Source organism: Bacillota bacterium (genome assembly GCA_012842395.1).
GTDB lineage: Bacteria > Bacillota > SHA-98 > UBA4971 > UBA4971 > UBA6256.
Genome location: DUSX01000010.1, coordinates 25,071 through 41,747, shown reverse-complemented (window position 1 = coordinate 41,747; position 16,677 = coordinate 25,071). Strand labels below are relative to the sequence as shown.

Sequence of the window (16,677 nt, the reverse complement as noted above, 5' to 3'; positions counted from 1 at the left end):
CCCATTTAGCGCGCCGCACTTGAGCTCGAGGCATTGGGGGACGTTATTTCTTCACCGGGGATGACAGTACGCGTGCCGCCCGTGGCGACGACGGTTTCGTCCGCGAAAAGCACGGTAATGGAGGCTGCCGTGAACACCTTGCGGCCCATTTCAACCCGGGCGTTCCCCGTCACGATGCCTTTCTTCTCCCTTCCGAGGTAGGAGACGCGATCGCCGGAGGCCTGCACGCGGCCGTCCTGGTAGCTCACGGTCACGCCGCCGGATGCGTCCACCTTCTCCTCGTTGGGATAAAACACTAGCTCGACCGCGCTAAGCACGGTTTTCTCCTTGGTGTCCTCGAACTTGGCTTTGTCCTTGCCCTTCACCCGCACGCAGGGCACCCGGTCGTCATACTCGGCGTAGTCTCCCGTGATCCTGAAGGATTTGTATGCGACGACGACCTTGCCCTCGGCCACGGTGACCCGATCCTTGCCTTGATACCGCACCTCTTCAGCCGTCATCTCGAGGGACTCGCCGTCAGTGCCATTGGCGCCGGCCGCACCGGTTTTCGAAGACGCCTGGGCCTGGGCGGAGGCCTGTGCCTGCGCCTGTGCTTGAGCCTGGGCCTGAGCCAAGGCCACCGACGACCCGCTCCGGAACATGAAACCTGCAGCGACCACGGCCACCCACCCGAACAGCACCACGCACACAGCCGCCGCGACCGCAGCGGCGATGCCGCCCGCAAACCTCTTTCTGGCATGTCGCGCACTCAAGCCGGCGCGAACATCGGTGCGAGCGTCGGCGCGAGCATCACTCTTCCTCAAGGTTACAGCCCTCCCAGCGCCCAGTATCCAGGTAGTTCACGATTATCTTCGCCGTCCGCGTGGCTGCGCCCTGCTCGCCCATCCTTTCGTGCCCGGCCCTGCGCATCTTCGCGATGCGGGCGGAATCCGCCAGTATGGCCAGGACCTCGCGCGCCACGGCATCGGCACCACCTTCCTCCACAAGCACCAGCGCGTCACCGAGGAGCCGCTTCTGTGCCCTGGCAAATCTCACGTTGAACTGCGGACCGTCCGTGGGGAACGCCACAACCGGGCGCCCGAGGCCGGCGGCCTGCTCGTTGCCGGTGCCCGAGAGACCTATGACGATGTTGCTCACGTTGAGCACGTCGCCGAACCGTCCCTGGGTCAAAATGACGCAAGGCTCGTTGAGTCCTTCGGGATAGACTCGCGCGATGATGCCCGATTCGAAGTCGGCGGCATCGCCCCGGACACAGCGCCAACCGGCCTTCTCCAAGGTCTGGGCCATAAGCCTCCCGTTCAGGCTGGGGGCAAGGCCCGCAACGAAGTCAAGGCCGTTATCCGTGGCGGCCGCGAGACGCCGGACGACCTCCAGGACAGCGACCATGTTGCGATACGCCTCTTGACGCGACCCCGGCAGTATGCCCACGACCTTCCTCTCCAGCGTAAGCCCGAAGTTCTCGCCGGTGATGGAGAAGCCATCCATCATCACGTTCCCGGCGAACCCGGCCTTGACCCCCGCCGCAGCGAGGGCCAGAGCGGTCTTCTCGTCGCGAGCGAGGACCAGCCCGGCCAGCTTGCGCATGAGCCACGTCTCGACGCCGTAGTGCCCGTGGATGTACTCTGACTTCGCTGTGGAAAGGCAGAGTATGGGCCGCCTCACGAAAAGGCCGGCCAGGAGGAGCGGGTACGCATCTCCCACGCTGACGACGAGGCTCACCTGGGACGCGCACGCTCGCAGGTGCCGGATCTGACTTGCGGTGAGGCCGACCAGCCCTGCTCGTATGTCCCGGAGGAAGAGGCCCACCCCGTGCTTTGCAAACCCGCCGCTCGGCATGGATTTCTGGACCCCCACTATCTTGATGCGGGCGTCGCGGTAGGGCTTGCCGAGGCCGACGAGGGGGAAGCCCACCACATTCAGGGACGGGCGAAGAGCCCGCACCTCCTGAGCGATCATGGCCCCTATGACGTCCTCACCGTGTCCGTTGCTCAGCACGAGCACAGTTGTCATCCCCGGCTCACCACGGTGCTGAATCTAACGCTTCCTTTCATGACGGCCTCCTTGAGCGCGGCGTCTGCCTCAAGGGCATCGCCGGTCATGGTTGAGCGCCCGTCCGAGAACGTGACTTCACCGGATGCAGCAAATCTCGACGCCCCCGGCTCCCAAGTGGCCCTCCGGGCCGAGAAGACCGCCCCGCTCTTGGACGAGACCTCGATGACCCCTTCGAACTCGAGCCTTCCCGAGGCAAGGTCCACAGTGAGGGCCCGTGCCCGCACGCGCGTCTCGGCGGCACCATCCACGTACCGCGCGCCTTCTACGTCGGCTAGCCTCGCCATCCTGCGTTCTTCCGCTATCTCTATCGTGCCGGCGGAGAACTCCCACTCGGGTGCGCCGGACGGGCTCGGAACGACTATCCTCGTGCCCTCCAAGACCATGCTTGCCCCTGGGAGAGAACCACGGGCCTGGGCCCCGGCTTGGGCATCGCCCGCCGTCGCCTGCTGGGCGGGCGCGGAATCGCCCGGGGACTCCTGCGACACACTTCCCTCGTTTGCGGGAACAGGCTTGACGTAGAGCCGGACGCACACCGTGGCCGCTATGGCGGTGGCTAACACCGCAAGAATCAACATCACGAGGGCAGGCGCAGGCTTGCCGCCGCCCTCCCTGCCGGGCCCGCGCCGGGGACGAAGGTGCCCAGCCGCCCCGATCACCACACGGCCACCCTCTTCTTCACGGTCTTCCGCGGCCAGATCTTGACGTTCCTCTTGACGACGCCGCCCTCTTCCACGATGCACTCGTCGCTCAGCACCACGCCCTCCCCCAAGGACGCCCCGGGCTTGAGGTAGCACTCGCTCCCAACGACACAGTCTTTCAACCTGGCATCGCGTCCCACGCGAGTGTTGTTCCAGACGACACTCTGGAAAACGCTCGCCCCTTCTTCAATAACGCAGTTGTCGCCGATCACGCTATACGGGCCGACCTTCACCCCGCCGCTCAGCCTAGCGCCGCGCCCGATGAGCACCGGCGCCTCGATCTCGGCGGCCGCGTGTATCTCAGCGCCCTCGCCCACCCATACGCCGCGCGAGACTTCCGTCCCCGGGATGTCGATGCCAGTGAGCCCCGCGAGCACATCCCGGTGGGCAAGGCGGTACTGACCAAGCGTCCCGATGTCGCACCAGTACTCATCGATTGGAAGACCGTAGAAGGGCGCGCCTTCCCTTACCAACCGGGGGAATATGTCCCTGCCGAAATCGGGCGCGCCTTCCGGAGGAATGTAGTCGAAGATCTCCGGCTCGAAAACGTAGATCATCGTGTTGGCGAGGTTGCTCTTGGCTTCCTCAGGGCGCGGTTTCTCCTGGAACGCCAGCACCATCCCCTCGTCGTCCGTCACCACGACGCCGAACCGCGAAGGATCGGCCACCGGCTTGAGCCCTATGGTTGCGAGCGCGCCCCTCTTGCGGTGAAACTCCACGAGCCTCGAGAGATCGGCGGACGTAAGAGCGTCGCCAGCGATGAGGACAAACGTGCCGCCGTCCTCGGCGCGGCCCGGCGGACAAAGGAGGTCCTTCGCTGCTAGGACGCCGCCAGCCGTGCCGCGGAGCTCTTGCTCGCGTGAGTAGCGGAGCGTGACCCCGAACGCTGTGCCGTCACCAAAGTAGGACTCGATGGCTTCCGGAAGATACCAGAGGTTCGCGACGACATCGGTCACGCCGTGCCGCTTCAGGAGGGCGAGGATGTGCTCCATGGCCGGCCGGGTCGCCACGGGCACCATGGGCTTCGGGACATTCACCGTCAAGGGCTCGAGGCGCGAGCCCACACCGGCCGCCATAACCATGGCTTTCATCGCCCCACGCACCTCCGACTCTTGGATTCCCTCACTCGCACTCGTGGCGCCACACCTAGACAACCTGGTCCTCGCCGAACCTCGCCGACGCAAGCCGCGTGTAGACCCCGTTAAGCGCCATGAGCTCGTCGTGGGTGCCCGACTCGACGATCCTCCCGCCGTCGAGCACGAGGATCCTATCGGCCATGCGGACTGTCGAGAGCCGGTGTGCTATTATGAAGGTCGTCCTGTTCCGGAGCAGCCGGGCGAGAGCCTCCTGTACCTGCACCTCCGACTCGGGATCCAAAGACGATGTGGCCTCGTCCAGAATGAGGATCCGCGGGTCCCGCAGAATCGCCCTGGCAATCGCGATTCTCTGGCGTTCCCCGCCCGAGAGCGTCGCACCCCTCTCTCCTATGAGAGTATCGTACCGGTCGGGCAGCCGCATCACGAATTCGTGTGCGTTCGCAAGCTTCGCAGCCTCCACGATCTCCTTCATGGTCGCGCCCGGCTTGCCATACGCGATGTTCTCTGCCACGCTCACGCTGAACAAGACGGTCTCTTGAGGCACAAGGCCGATGACCCGCCGGAGCGACGACAGCTTCACTCGCCGCAGATCGTGGCCGTCGATGCGCACGGTCCCTGACGAGGGATCGTAGAACCTCGGGATGAGGTTGATGAGCGTGGTCTTGCCTGCGCCGCTCGGCCCAACCAGGGCCACTACTTCGCCCGGCATGACCGTAAGGTTGATGCCGTGCAAAACAGGTTCGTCCGGCCGGTAAGCGAAGTACACGTCCTCGAAATCCACGCGGCCTGAAAGACCAGCGGGCAGCCCGACCGCGCCCGGCGCGTCCTCCAACTCAGGCTCCTCATCGAGCAAGCTGAAGATGCGGTCCGCGGCGCCAAGGGCTTGTTGGAAAGAACCGTAAGCGGAAGAGACGCGCCCTATGGGAGTCGGTGCCGTCCCGACCGCTCCGAGGAACGCCATGAATTCTCCTAAGGTGAGGCGGCCGGATATGACCTGCCGCCCGCCGTACCACAGCACCACAGCCAGCCCTATCACCGCAAGGAACTCCACCACGGGCCCGACCGCTGCATTCACCCGCGCCCCCTTGAGCGAGGCCGCGAAATTCCCCTCGTTCTCGCGGCGGAACCGTTCCATCTCGTGGGCCTCCATGGTGAACGCCTTGACTATCCTGATGCCCGCGAGCGTTTCCTGGAGCACCGAGGTGACGTCGGCGATGGTGCTCTGGATGAGACCGGTTATGCGCCGGAGCCTGTTGCCGGCCTTCCCGACAACCGCGGCGACGAGCGGCATTATGGCAAGAGTGACGATTGAAAGCCTCCAATCGAGGTAGAACATGAAACCCACCGTTCCCGCCAGCACAACCACCTGCGACAGGAGCTCGGCCATGCCCGACGACACGCTCGTCTGGACAATGGCCACGTCGTTCATGACGCGCGATATCATCTCGCCGCGGCGCTGGCTTTCGTGGAACCCTAATGACATGCGCTGGAGATGGCCGTATATCCTCTCCCGGAGATCCGCGACCACCCTGTGCCCGACGAACGCCATGAGGTAGACCTGGCCGTACAGAACGATCCCCCTCACAAAGAACAGCACCAGGATGCCGAGGACTATGAGATTCAGCATGGAGGCACGCGCGGCGACGTCGGGCCCTGAGAGAACCCTATCTATCAGCTCCTTGACCACCCAGTATATCACAAGGTTGGAAAGGCCCGCGAGGACAGTGCAAACGAGCCCGCCCGCGAAGATGTGGGCGTAAGGCAACATCGTCCTTATGAGCCTTCCAAGGGGGCCTTTCCTGCCGTCCGTCAACGGCGCCTACCTCCAGTCGAAACCAACGTCTCGAGCACAGTCTCGGCCACCCGATTTGATGCGCCGGGCTGGCCCATGGCCTGCCTCAATTCCACAGCAATTCTACCGCGCGCCTTCCCGTCCTGCAATAGCTCCAAAACCTGGATGGCCACGTCCTGAGCGCCGATGACCCCGCGGACCTCGGGGGTGATCATCCGTCTTTGGCGCTTATTGGGAATCGCGGCGAACTCGATGCGTTCAAGGGCGCGCGGCACGACCACGCGTTTCAGGTAACGTCCTGCCCCGGGAATGCTCCCGAAAACCCCTGCAAGCCCCGGAAGCGGCACCTCTTCCGGCAGGTTCATCGGGACTGCCACCACGGTCGGCACTCCTAAAAACGCAAGCTCGGCCGTTACGGTGCCCGGCAACGTAACAGCCACGTCGGACGCGGCCATGGCGTCATATCGTCCGTCTTCCACCAGCCTGACGGTCACCCCCTCGTCCGTGCGGACGGCATATGTGCGTCGCGCCCCGATCTCAGAGTCAGGTTCCGACGCCCCGCCGACCGGCACAAGCCTTCCGCCGGCAGCCTCGAGCCTCCCAGGTGTTCCGCTGTGCGGCACCGGTTTCACGCTGGCCGCCAGACCGGCCGAGCCGCCCGCCTGCCCGGGGTCCGGGTTCGGCCGGCTCTCCCTGATGGCAGACAGCGCCGCCCCGACCATGCTGGGGGTTACATACGGCGACAACACCGCGATGAACTCCGCGTCATCCTGGAACCTCTTTACAATCTCTGCGACCCTCAGGAAGAACGGCATAATGCGGGATATCTGGACCCTGCGGCTCCCGGGCAGCAGGCACACGAGCGGAGCGTGAGCCTCCACCGCGAGGGCGGCCCTTGTCTCTTGCCGAGCGGCCCCTGCCCTGACCGCGTCTATCATGAGGTTTCCGACCACCGCGATCTTCTCGGCAGGCACGCCCTTCCGCTGAAGCTTGCTTTCGACGCGCGCGTCCTCCACCATAAAGCGGGCGAAGCTCCCGACGAACCCCGCCGTGCGGTCGGTATAGAGCACGGCAGGGTATGCCAGCCTCTTCGCAAGGATCGCGGAGTGCATGGGGTCACCCCCCAGGTGCACAACGATGCCGGGGTTGCCCAGAAAGGGACGCAGCCCTTTCGGAACCACGCCGAGAAGCGCGTACTTCACGTACTCGGACGGCCTCACCACAGCATCCACTCCCGCCGTGGCGCCCGCGACCTCGGCCTCGCGCCCGCTCGCAAAGGGACACGGCGGCAGAACAACAACCAAACTGAGCCCGTCGAAAGCCGGCGCGACTTTCCCCTCCAAGGCGCGCAAGCTCCTCACCACGGGGGTCGCCCAGCCCGACACCTCGCCAGGGCTGTTGGCCACGATGACCACCACCGCGCGCCGTCCGGCCGCGAACCCGGCCGCGTCCGTGGGATCGTCGCCAGGCGCCATCATCCGACGCTCACCTCCACCACCAACCTCGCGGCGCGTTCCAGCGCTCCCGGGGACCCCAACGCCGCGCGGGCCCTCGCAAGCTCACCCACCATCGCACCCGCGCACGACGCATCGTCAAGAAGCCTCAAGACCTCGTGGGCGATGGCTTCGCCGTTCGCCTCGTCTTGCAGTAGCTCGGGGACGGCGCGTCGCCCCGCAAGGATGTTGGGCCAGGAAATGTAGGGCGTCCTCAAGACGAGCCTCCCGATAAGCGCGGTGGACCGCGATACCCGGTATACCACCACCATTGGCGTCCCAACTATCGTCGCCTCAAGGGTGGCCGTGCCCGACGCGACCACGATCGCATCCGCAGCCGCCATGCACTCGTGCGCCCGCCCCCGCACAATCTGGATGGGAAGGCCCGACGCCTCAACAGCCTCGCGCACCGCGCGCTCGGGCACGGTCTCGGCGAGCGGCAGCACGAAAGCAACGCCGGGTTTGGCGCCCGCGATCCTCGCCGCAGCCTCGAGGATCGGCGGGAGAAGGAGCCTTATCTCCTGTGCGCGACTCCCTGGGAGAAGGCCCACCACCGGCGCGCGAGACCCGAGCGCCGATCCCAGGCCGAGCTCCGCCCTGGCGGCCGCCCGGTCCGCGGCGGTGGCGGGCCTCACGAGATCGAGGAGCGGATGCCCTATGAACTCCACGTGCGCACCCGCCTCCCGGTATACCTGCGCCTCCAGCGGGAATACCGATGCTACCTTCGTCACTGTCCTCGCCACGCGGTTGGCGCGACCGCGCCGCCATGCCCACGCCGTCGGGGCAAAGAGGTACACCGACTTGATGCCGAGGCTGGCCGCGGTCCCGGCGAGCCTCATGTTGAACTCGGGGAAGTCGATGAAAACCACGCACGACGGCCTCTCCGCCGCGAGCGCACGCCGTGCCTCGCCGAGCACACCTCGCAGCGCAGCGGCACTCCGCACGGCTTCCAGAAGGCCAACGGCCGAAAGCCCGGTAGGGTTGAAAAGCAGGCGCACACCGGCAGCCTGCATCAACCTCCCGCCCAGACCGAACATATCGATGTCGGGGCGCAAAAGCTTCAACTTTGAGGCCAGGTGGCCTCCGTACAAGTCACCGGACGCCTCCCCGGCCACGATCATTACCTTCAAGCGGCTCCGCCTCTCATCCCTGTCCGCGACACCCCAACCACGGCGATCCCGGCCTCATCCGCCGAGGCCACGACGTCGCGTTTCCTCACCATTATGGTCCTGCCGGCCTCGCACGCGAGCACCTTTGCGCGCGCCTTCTTCATGGCCTCGATCGTGCCGGGCCCGACCACAGGGAGGTCGAATCTCTCGTCCTGGCCGGGCCAAGACACCTTCACCACGACGCACCCCGAAGCGAGCCTGCCCGCCCGCCGTATCATGGCGTCGGTGCCTTCGGCCGCCTCCACCGCCACCACAGCGCGGTCTCTCACCGCCACAGCCTGGCCGATCCCGGCCTCCGTCGCCGCCCTCGCCACGAGGGCCCCAAACTCGACGTCCCCCCACTCCGCCGGGGTCGGAATGCGGCGCCCCATGACGCCCTCCTGCACAAGCGCGTCGTCCAGGTAGCGCAGCTGGCTCACAAGGGCGATCCCCGCTTGTCTCAGGTTCTCCGCGAACCCCAAAAGGATCTGGACGTCGGTGCGGCAACGCCGACCAACCGTGACCGCTTCGACCGCTTGCGCCACCCGGCGCCGGCGGAACCCGTCCGCCCTCCATACTTTGCCTATCATGACCGCCTCGGTCACGCCTTCCCTGGCAAGGATCGTCGCGATGGAGGCCGCATCGCGGAGATCCACGTGGTAGATCTTCGAGGCCACGTCCTTCACGGAGGGATCGAGCGTATCCGTCAAGGATACCACGATGATTTCCTTACCCAAGGCTGAAGCTCTCTTTGCGACGGACGCAGCGAGCTCCCCCTCGCCTGCGATGAGCCCGAGCCTGGGCTGTCCTGCGGCGGTCACCTGTCTTGCCACCCCTTCTTGCGATGGTGTGCCGGATCGGCCCGTTCAGCCTTGCGTCGCGTGGGATTCATGAGGGTGGCCTGCGATAACGCCCCGTGCGGAGGTCTTCAGGAATTGAACGAGGTGGGCGATCTCCTCGCTCCCGCCGAGCTCCTGCTCGATCCTGCCGATCGCCTGCGAAAGGTTCAGGCCGGACTCGTAGAGGATCTTGTAGGCACGCCTCACGGCGTCACGCACCTCAGGCGGCGTGCCATTCCTCCGCATGCCGACGATGTTCACGCCGATCACGCGGGCCGGGTTCCCGTCGACCAGCATGTATGGAGGCACGTCCTTGGTCACCTTGGCCATACCGCCGATCATGGCCATCCTGCCGATCTTCACGAACTGGTGCACCCCGGCCATGCCACCGACGATGGCATGATCCTCGAGCGTGCAATGGCCAGCGAGCGCTGCACCCCCGGTGATGATCGTGTGGTTGCCGATGCGGCAATCGTGGGCGATGTGGCCGTAGGACATCACCATGTTGTTGTCACCTATCCGCGTCTCCCCGTGGCCGGAGACCGTGCCGCGGCTCACGGTGACGAACTCGCGGAAGATGTTGTTGTCGCCAATGACAAGGGTCGTCCTCTCGCCGTTGTATTTGAAATCCTGCGGCTCCACGCCGATCCTTGCCCCTGACGAGAACGTGCAGTTCTTCCCTATGGTGGTCGGCCCGTCTATGACCACGTGGCTCGCGAGCTTGCACCCGTCACCTATGGTCACGTCCTCACCTATCACGCAGTACGGCCCTATCACCACGTCCTGCCCGATCTTGGCCGTTGGATGGATGATGGCTGTCTCATGGATCTTCCTAACACGGAAACCGGGTGTACGGGCGGTTTTCATTGAGATGCCCCCTCTTGCTCGCGTGTCCCCTCGCTTGTCTCGGCCCCTTCGCATGTCCCGCTTGCGCTCCCCGTGGTGCTCCCGGCGCCATTAGTCCCTCCGCCAACGGCACTGCCAGCGGCGTCCACGAGGGCGAAAGTCATCTCAGCGTCAGCGACAAGCTTGCCATCGACGAAAGCGGCGCAGGCAGCCCTGCCGGAATCGCGCCTCACCCTCACTAGTTCGGTCTCGAGCCGGAGCTGGTCCCCGGGCACGACGGGCCGGCGGAACTTGGCCTTGTCCACCGCCACTAGATAGGGAGTCTTGCCCCGCGCACCTTCCACACCGAGCGCGGCGAACGCTACGACCTGTGCCATGGCCTCGAGGATGAGCACTCCCGGCATCACGGGGTTCCCGGGGAAGTGGCCCTGGAAGAACGGCTCGCCGATGGTCACGTTCTTGACACCTACGGCGCGCTTGCCTTGCTCCAATTCGATGATGCGGTCCACCAGCAAGAATGGGTATCTGTGCGGCAGGACCGCCTGAATCCCGACTGAATCGATCATAACCTGCTTGCGCCCCCTGTCCCTCACATCGCGCGCTCGGCCGCCCGGGAAAGCGCCCTTGCGAGCTCGTGGTTGAGCGCGTGCCCAGAGCCGATCCCGATGAAATGCCCCGAAACCCTGCCGAGGAGCGCAATGTCGCCCAGAAGGTCAAGGGCCTTGTGGCGGGCGGCCTCATCCGGGAACCTCGAATGGCCTACGTACCCGTTCTCGCCGACTATGACCGCCTCGTCCTGGCCGACTCCAAGCGCCAACCCCTTTTCCCGGAGGGCCGCGACCTCCCACTGGAACCCGACGGTGCGGGCGGGAGCGATGTCGCGCTTGAACACCTCGGGAGTCACCTCATTGAAGTGCACGTGCTCCGACCGCATCCCCGGCTTTGCAGCGACGAACGTGAAGCTCACGCGGAGGACGTCGTCCTCGACCGGCAGCGCGATGGCGCACGCCTCATCCCGGGTTACCCACACGGGTGTGCGGACCCGCAGCGCCCTCCGCTCACGCTCAAGTTCGACGATACCCGCCTCCTCGACGAGCTCCACGAACGTGCGCGAGCTCCCGTCCCCGAGCGGGACCTCTTCCCCCTCCACTTCTATAAGGGCGTTGTCCACTCCCACCCAGAGGACCGCGGCGAGGATGTGCTCCACTGTAAGCACGCCCACGCCGTCGCAGGAAAGCCCAGTGGCACGGCGCGATGTCCCGACGAAATCTATGCGTGCGGGGATCATGTGACGCCGCGGCAGGTCGCAGCGGGCGAAAACGATGCCGGTGCCGGCCGGGGCGGGACGGATCGTCACCCGGGACGGCCTGCCTGTGTGAAGACCTCGCCCGCGGTACGACACCGCCCTGGCCACCGTGGTCTCGCGTTCAAGCAGCCGCGCGGCCAAACCGCGTCACCTCTCCTCGCAAGTTAACACCATAGTTCTACACCGGCGCCGGATTCCCTCTTGTCACATTCAGAGCTGAAGCAGCCTTCGGTACCTCCTGCCGATCTCTGACCGCGGATCCGCGAAGACCTCCTCAGGCCGTCCTTCCTCCGCGACCGCGCCGTGCTCGAGCAATACCAACCGGTCCGCCGCGCGAAGCGCGAACCTCATCTCGTGAGTGACGATGACCATGGCGGTGTCTCCGGCTTTAGCCAGGTCCTCCATGACGTCCAGCACCTCTCCGACGAGAATCGGGTCAAGCGACGCAGTCGGCTCGTCCCACAGCATGAGGACGGGCTCGGTCGCAAGGGCCCTTGCTATCCCGACGCGCTGGGCCTCCCCTCCCGACAGCTCCGCTGGCCTTCGCAGCGCGACGCCGCTGGAGAGCCCCACGCGCTCGAGCGCCCGGCGGGCCCTCTCGCGGGCTTCGTCTGCCGCTACGCCCGCTCCAACCAGCGGCAGCGCCACGTTGTCGAGCGCGGAGAGTCTCGCGATGAGGTTGAAACGCTGGAACACGAAACCGATCTTCCGGCGGACTTTCAGAAGCTCGCGGTATGGCAGCGACACGACATCCTGCGATTCGAACGTGATGCGCCCCGCGTCCGGCTCGGTGAGCCTCACGATGCACCGGAGGAGGGTGGACTTGCCGCACCCGCTCGGGCCTGTGACCACCACCGTCTCGCCTGGCGCGACCCGAAGGTTTACGCCCGCGAGGGCGCGGGTTTTTCCGTACTGCTTGACAAGGCCTTCCACGGTCAGGATGGCCGCGCTCGCCGCGGGGGCCTTCATCTCCTCATCCCCTTAAGCATGACCTTCCTGCGATTCAGCAGGGTCAGTATGCCCGGGCGCGACGACGGCACCACTATCTCGCGCATAACCTGGGTGTAGGTCAGGCCCATCGCGATGCCCGCGGTGATCTCATCGCTGGGAGCGGGGCTGATCTTTCCGCTCTCAATGGATACGAGGTACCCAAGCGCCCCGCCTATGAGCGCCACATGCCACAGCTTCAAATACGGCACCTGCGCACCCGACGCCACGAACACCGGCACGAGGATGGCCGCGCCCGTGAGCGTCGCGTAGGCCGCGCCCGCATCAAACAAGCGGGCCAAGGCTTCCCGGGCGCGCCCCGCCGTCCGGCGGCTCGGACGCTGCGCCCTCTCCCGCCGCAACTCCCTGATGGCACTCACGACGCCCGCGTGATCCAGGATGAGGACTAGAAGGACGAACAGTATCGATACAAGGGCCGCCACAGTGGACCTCGCCTCTCGGAGGACCCTGTACACCTCACTCCTCACCCCGGGCTCGATCACGCCGACGGGACTCACGTACACGCGCACACCGGGCCCGAATCTCTTGATCGCCGCATTCCGGGCCGCCTCCAGGCTCACGCCGCGATCGACCAAGAGCTGGAGGCTATCGCCGGGTATGACCTCGCCGCTTATGTACTGGTCGATCAAGCGAATGGACCGTCCTACCTCGTCATCCTTTAGATTTGGCAAGGATTCCTTTATGTATTCCAGCTCCCGGATTATGGCATCAGTGTCTATGGATCGCACCGCCCCGAGGTCCTTTGAGACCTCACGGATCTGTTCCTGCATTCCTGTTACATCCATGTCTTGGAGCTGCGCGAGGACGGCGTTCGTGGCGTCGAGCATGTCGGAAACGACCGTTCCGGCATGCCCGGTCGCGAGGAGAGCTCGTATGCCCGACACCCGGCCCGCGATGCCCGCAAGCGCGGTCTTCCACTTCGCAAGCTCCTGCGCGGCAGGGTTCGCCCGGCGCACGAGATCATCAATGACCTTGGCCCTCTCGACGGCCTTCACGCCCGCGAGGTCGAGAGCTGCCTGAAGCGTGGCCACCCTGTCGCGCACGGTTGGCGGCAGCTCGCCATCGCCCGTTCCGGTGCCCTCCGTGAGAAGCTCGCCCGCGGACGAGAGCATGGACACAACCTGCTTCGCCCGAGACTCGAACGAGCCAATCTTGCCCAGAGCCGACTCTAGAGAGTCCACGGCGCCGATGGCGTCGCTGATAGCTTTCTCGACCGCGGCTGCCTCTTGCCACCCCAGCGTGCCACCGCCGGACGCGCCAAGGGCGTCCTCGGCCTTTTCCAGGGCTCTCTGCACACTCACGAGTCGCCCGACGGTGTTATCGTACATGCCTAGTATGTCGAGGGCTGAAAGCGAGGCCTGGTAGGCATCCTCGCGGAACGTTTCCAGCTCGTGAAGGAGCCGGACGCTCTCGTCCACCATGTATGCCAGCCTCTTGCTCTCGCTCGTCACGTAAGCCGTGCCGATGCGCGCCTGGGGCTGTCCCGTCGCGTCCGCGACGTACGCGGCAAGAGCCGGTGTGCGGTACGCGTCCCCTCGATCCACGATGGTGGTGGGGCCAGCCGCGGACGCGTGTGCCGGCAGCTCCTGGACCGGCTTGAAGCCCAGCGTGTTCGTGTCCCCCTCCACCACGATCCCCGTCGCCGTGCTGCCCGATGTGCCGCCCGAGATCTCCTTGACCTGGACGACCACGCCCACATGCTCGCCTGAGCCTTTGTCCGCGCCTGCGGCAGACGAGGAGGCAGCGCTCTCGCCGGGCGCCCCTGCGGGCGGCGCCTCGAGGAAAACGAGGTCACCCGGGTGGAGAGGCGCCTTGGAAGCGAGCGTCATAGTGACCCTCGCCGCGTAGTACTCGAGGAATCTCTTCATTTCTGTCAGGGTGGCCGTGAGATCCTGAAGGTCCGATCCCCCGCTGCGACGCGTGATGTCACGCGCAAGCGTCGCACCGGCCCCGGCCTGAGCTTTGAGGTCTTGGGCGAAGGCTTGTCCTGCGGCCGCGGAATCTTCAACCTCCTGACCGATGGGCAACCTCACTTCTACGATTTGGTAGCGATCCAGGAGGCGCTGAACTGCGTCGGAGACTCGCCTGACGTCAGCCACGGAGTTGAGCACCACTGCTATGCTGCCCCCGTCTCGAAAGCAGAACCTCACACCCGGCACCTTTTCCACCTGGCCGATGAGAAACGAAAAGGCCCCCGGCTCTATGCCGGACACGCTGAGCCGCGGCTCGATGATGAAGGTCACGCCGCTCGCTCCCGGCACGTCACCGAGCGCGCGGGCGAGCCCCTCGATTCCCGCGCGGGTACGCAGCTTGTCAGGAAGGGAAATGAAGAAGTTGGCGCGACCGATCACTGTGGGGCCTTCTTTGACGCGGGCGCCCTTGTACGACGAAGAGAGCACCTTTGATATCTCGGCGCTTGCAGCGTCGTGGGCGTCTTGCCTGACATGCAGGATGAGATCGTATTCGCCGAGGTCTCCCAGAACGCCGGTGACCTGTCTACCAAGGTATGTATCGACGGCACGGGCAACGCCACTGGATAAGGCGGTGCCAAGGAGCACCGTGACGACAAGGGCGACGAGGATATCCCTCCCGAAGCCCTCCCTTATCATCGCAAGCATGGGCCCGCCTCCCACGTTCGCCTCTCACGTGACCGCCCGGCCCCCGGGTCCGAACGAAGCCCGAGCGGCCTTACCCGATTATAACACAGCAGCTAGAACGCGGACGGGCCGAAGTTCTGCCTGCTATGGGCGACCTTGCCAGAAAAGGTGGCGCTGCCGGCGGCGCGGCTTGTCAGGGATTCTGTTTTTCCTCAACCTCGAATTCCAAAGTGACCTTGTCCAGTGCCTCTATGTAGTCCCGGTCGGTGCGGAAGAGCAGCCTTGCGCAGTTCACGGTCTCTCCGTTCTTACCCTTTGCAAACACGTTGCCCTCGAGTATGGCGAGCTTGTCTTTCTCGGTGTAGGTCGCCCGCTCGCCCCGGGCGAGAGTGTCGCCCCGCTTCATCTCCACGTTTCCGGAGGCCACAAATCCCCGCGTGTTCGTGTCAAGCTCCATCCGCCCGCACGTCACCACGACGTCCTCCTTGCCGCCGGGAGCCGCCTCTTTCTTGGTCAGAGTAACGCCGTCCTCGACGACCACGCGTTTCTCGCTGATGTACGCGGTGAGCACTTTGCCTTCGAGAGTGATGTCCTGCTGCACGAGCTTGACGTTGCCGGTTATGGTGGCGGTGTTCCTCCCCTTGATCTCGGCCCGGTCCGCCGAGATCACCACATCGGAGTACGCGATCTTCACGTTCCCCTCGAAGACCGTCACGTCAGCATCAAAATCGATGGTGACCCTCTTGTCCGCGGTCACCACCACCTTCTCCTTGGCGGCCCACACGCCCTGCGTCAGAAGGCATATCGCCGCCACACCGACGAGGACAGTCGCGAAAACGAGCTTCGCCTTGTCGCCTAAGTATGGCGCCATAAGTCTTCGTCTCCTTTCTCGATGGTGGTAGGGTTGCCGGTGCTTGCACGACGGGGCGTGGAGAATTTGGCTGTCTTAAGCGCCGAATTCGAACGAGGCGCGCCGCAAGCGCGCCGTCCCCGGAGGGCAACACCGGCAACCCTGAGGAGGAGGAGCCTAGGGCTGTCACGCACCCACCCCTCAGTGCGCGTCTTCGCCCGAAAGCTCTATCTCCACCGTGGTCCTGCCGATCGTTTCCAGGACGTTGTCCCCGGGACGATACTCCGCCCTTTCGCACAGCAACACCGAGCCCTCGCCTCGCTGGACCCGGATGTCGCCTTCGATGAGCACCTTCCCGCTTTTCTCGGACCACGTGAGCTTACGGGCTGTGAGCACGTCACCGTCCTTCGACGAGAACCGGACATCCTCCAGCACTAGGTTTAGGTTATTCGTAGCGGTGTCCGCCTCGCCGCGGGCCGCGGAAAACCGTAGCCACGGCTGACCTCGGTCGTACAACGCGCCGTCTCGGATGTTCTCCACCACCACGCGGGTCTCCCCTTCCCTCACCAGCACCTGGTCGGCGTCGAACTCCCAACGCTTCTCGCCGCCAGACCTCCCGACGAAGCGGCCTTGTTCGAGAGCGATGCCGGGACCGTGCAGAAGGCGCGCACGGTCGGGCGGCTGGGTCTCGTCGCCCGCGTTGCCCTGAGCAGAGCCCGAGCCGGAACCTTGATGAGAGCCGTCCGCGTCGGACCCCTGACCGCCGCCGGGAAGGTCGGACGAGGCCGCGGACGGCGGAGGAGAAGGCGGAGACGGAGGCGCCGGCCTGAGCACTATGGCCGCCAGGCTCGCCAAGCAGACCACGCCGAGGCAGATGAGAGCGGCCTTGAGAGCCCTGGACGTATCGCCCACCTCCCCGCAATAAGGATGTCGGCGCTCCCGCATCCGCGG

The 16,677-nt window shown here is 65.3% G+C and carries 15 protein-coding genes; all 15 read right to left on the bottom strand.

Annotated elements, in window-relative coordinates; all coding sequences use genetic code 11:
* Window positions 1–5 precede the first annotated feature (5 nt).
* The 15 genes from GX515_04730 to GX515_04660 all read right to left on the bottom strand — a co-directional run bounded on the left by GX515_04730 (window position 6) and on the right by GX515_04660 (window position 16,671).
* The gene (locus tag GX515_04730) at window positions 6–803 is read right to left on the bottom strand and encodes a hypothetical protein (GenBank protein HHY32322.1); all 798 of its coding nucleotides are present in this window, start codon (window positions 801–803) and stop codon (window positions 6–8) included.
* A complete protein-coding gene (locus GX515_04725) occupies window positions 790–2,010 on the bottom strand; it encodes a hypothetical protein (GenBank protein ID HHY32321.1) in 1,221 nt (406 codons plus the stop codon). Before GX515_04725 ends, GX515_04730 begins: the two co-directional genes overlap by 14 nt.
* Window positions 2,007–2,711 (bottom strand): LPS export ABC transporter periplasmic protein LptC, encoded by a 705-nt coding sequence (locus GX515_04720; protein ID HHY32320.1) that lies wholly within the window; start codon window positions 2,709–2,711, stop codon window positions 2,007–2,009. The genes GX515_04725 and GX515_04720 overlap by 4 nt, the downstream gene beginning before the upstream one ends.
* Complete coding sequence (locus GX515_04715) at window positions 2,705–3,841, bottom strand: NDP-sugar synthase (protein ID HHY32319.1); 1,137 nt, start codon at window positions 3,839–3,841, stop codon at window positions 2,705–2,707. The genes GX515_04720 and GX515_04715 overlap by 7 nt, the downstream gene beginning before the upstream one ends.
* Before the next feature lie 55 nt (window positions 3,842–3,896).
* Window positions 3,897–5,660 (bottom strand): ABC transporter ATP-binding protein, encoded by a 1,764-nt coding sequence (locus GX515_04710; protein ID HHY32318.1) that lies wholly within the window; start codon window positions 5,658–5,660, stop codon window positions 3,897–3,899.
* Entirely contained in the window at window positions 5,657–7,117 is a 1,461-nt protein-coding gene (locus GX515_04705) for a hypothetical protein (GenBank protein ID HHY32317.1), read from the bottom strand. Before GX515_04705 ends, GX515_04710 begins: the two co-directional genes overlap by 4 nt.
* Window positions 7,114–8,262 carry a lipid-A-disaccharide synthase gene (lpxB, locus tag GX515_04700; GenBank protein ID HHY32316.1) on the bottom strand — a complete coding sequence of 383 codons (1,149 nt, stop codon included), beginning with the start codon at window positions 8,260–8,262 and terminating at the stop codon, window positions 7,114–7,116. The genes GX515_04705 and lpxB overlap by 4 nt, the downstream gene beginning before the upstream one ends.
* Window positions 8,259–9,101 carry an LpxI family protein gene (locus GX515_04695; protein HHY32315.1) on the bottom strand — a complete coding sequence of 281 codons (843 nt, stop codon included), beginning with the start codon at window positions 9,099–9,101 and terminating at the stop codon, window positions 8,259–8,261. The genes lpxB and GX515_04695 overlap by 4 nt, the downstream gene beginning before the upstream one ends.
* A 45-nt stretch (window positions 9,102–9,146) precedes the next feature.
* On the bottom strand, window positions 9,147–9,986 hold the full coding sequence (gene lpxA, locus GX515_04690) for an acyl-ACP--UDP-N-acetylglucosamine O-acyltransferase (protein ID HHY32314.1): 840 nt from the start codon (window positions 9,984–9,986) through the stop codon (window positions 9,147–9,149).
* Window positions 9,983–10,531: a 3-hydroxyacyl-ACP dehydratase FabZ gene (gene fabZ / locus GX515_04685; protein ID HHY32313.1), complete on the bottom strand. Its 549-nt coding sequence runs from the start codon at window positions 10,529–10,531 to the stop codon at window positions 9,983–9,985. Before fabZ ends, lpxA begins: the two co-directional genes overlap by 4 nt.
* Window positions 10,532–10,554: 23 nt before the next feature.
* Window positions 10,555–11,412 (bottom strand): UDP-3-O-[3-hydroxymyristoyl] N-acetylglucosamine deacetylase, encoded by an 858-nt coding sequence (gene lpxC, locus GX515_04680; GenBank protein HHY32312.1) that lies wholly within the window; start codon window positions 11,410–11,412, stop codon window positions 10,555–10,557.
* 69 nt (window positions 11,413–11,481) lie between these two features.
* Window positions 11,482–12,213, bottom strand: coding sequence for an amino acid ABC transporter ATP-binding protein (locus GX515_04675; protein ID HHY32311.1), 732 nt, complete (start codon window positions 12,211–12,213; stop codon window positions 11,482–11,484).
* A gap of 23 nt (window positions 12,214–12,236) precedes the next feature.
* Entirely contained in the window at window positions 12,237–14,897 is a 2,661-nt protein-coding gene (locus GX515_04670; protein ID HHY32310.1) for an ABC transporter permease, read from the bottom strand.
* A gap of 172 nt (window positions 14,898–15,069) precedes the next feature.
* Window positions 15,070–15,747 carry a hypothetical protein gene (locus tag GX515_04665; protein ID HHY32309.1) on the bottom strand — a complete coding sequence of 226 codons (678 nt, stop codon included), beginning with the start codon at window positions 15,745–15,747 and terminating at the stop codon, window positions 15,070–15,072.
* Between the two features lie 180 nt (window positions 15,748–15,927).
* Entirely contained in the window at window positions 15,928–16,671 is a 744-nt protein-coding gene (locus tag GX515_04660; protein HHY32308.1) for a hypothetical protein, read from the bottom strand.
* Between the last annotated feature and the right edge of the window lie 6 nt (window positions 16,672–16,677).

Excerpts from the sequence above, each read along its gene's own strand:
- GX515_04725 (HHY32321.1), bottom strand. The coding sequence starts at position 2,010 with ATGACAACTGTGCTCGTGCTGAGCAACGGACACGGTGAGGACGTCATA.
- GX515_04715 (HHY32319.1), bottom strand. The coding sequence starts at position 3,841 with ATGAAAGCCATGGTTATGGCGGCCGGTGTGGGCTCGCGCCTCGAGCCC.
- GX515_04705 (HHY32317.1), bottom strand. The coding sequence starts at position 7,117 with ATGATGGCGCCTGGCGACGATCCCACGGACGCGGCCGGGTTCGCGGCC.
- lpxA (HHY32314.1), bottom strand. The coding sequence starts at position 9,986 with ATGAAAACCGCCCGTACACCCGGTTTCCGTGTTAGGAAGATCCATGAG.
- fabZ (HHY32313.1), bottom strand. The coding sequence starts at position 10,531 with ATGATCGATTCAGTCGGGATTCAGGCGGTCCTGCCGCACAGATACCCA.
- GX515_04670 (HHY32310.1), bottom strand. The coding sequence starts at position 14,897 with ATGCTTGCGATGATAAGGGAGGGCTTCGGGAGGGATATCCTCGTCGCC.
- GX515_04665 (HHY32309.1), bottom strand. The coding sequence starts at position 15,747 with ATGGCGCCATACTTAGGCGACAAGGCGAAGCTCGTTTTCGCGACTGTC.
- GX515_04660 (HHY32308.1), bottom strand. The coding sequence starts at position 16,671 with ATGCGGGAGCGCCGACATCCTTATTGCGGGGAGGTGGGCGATACGTCC.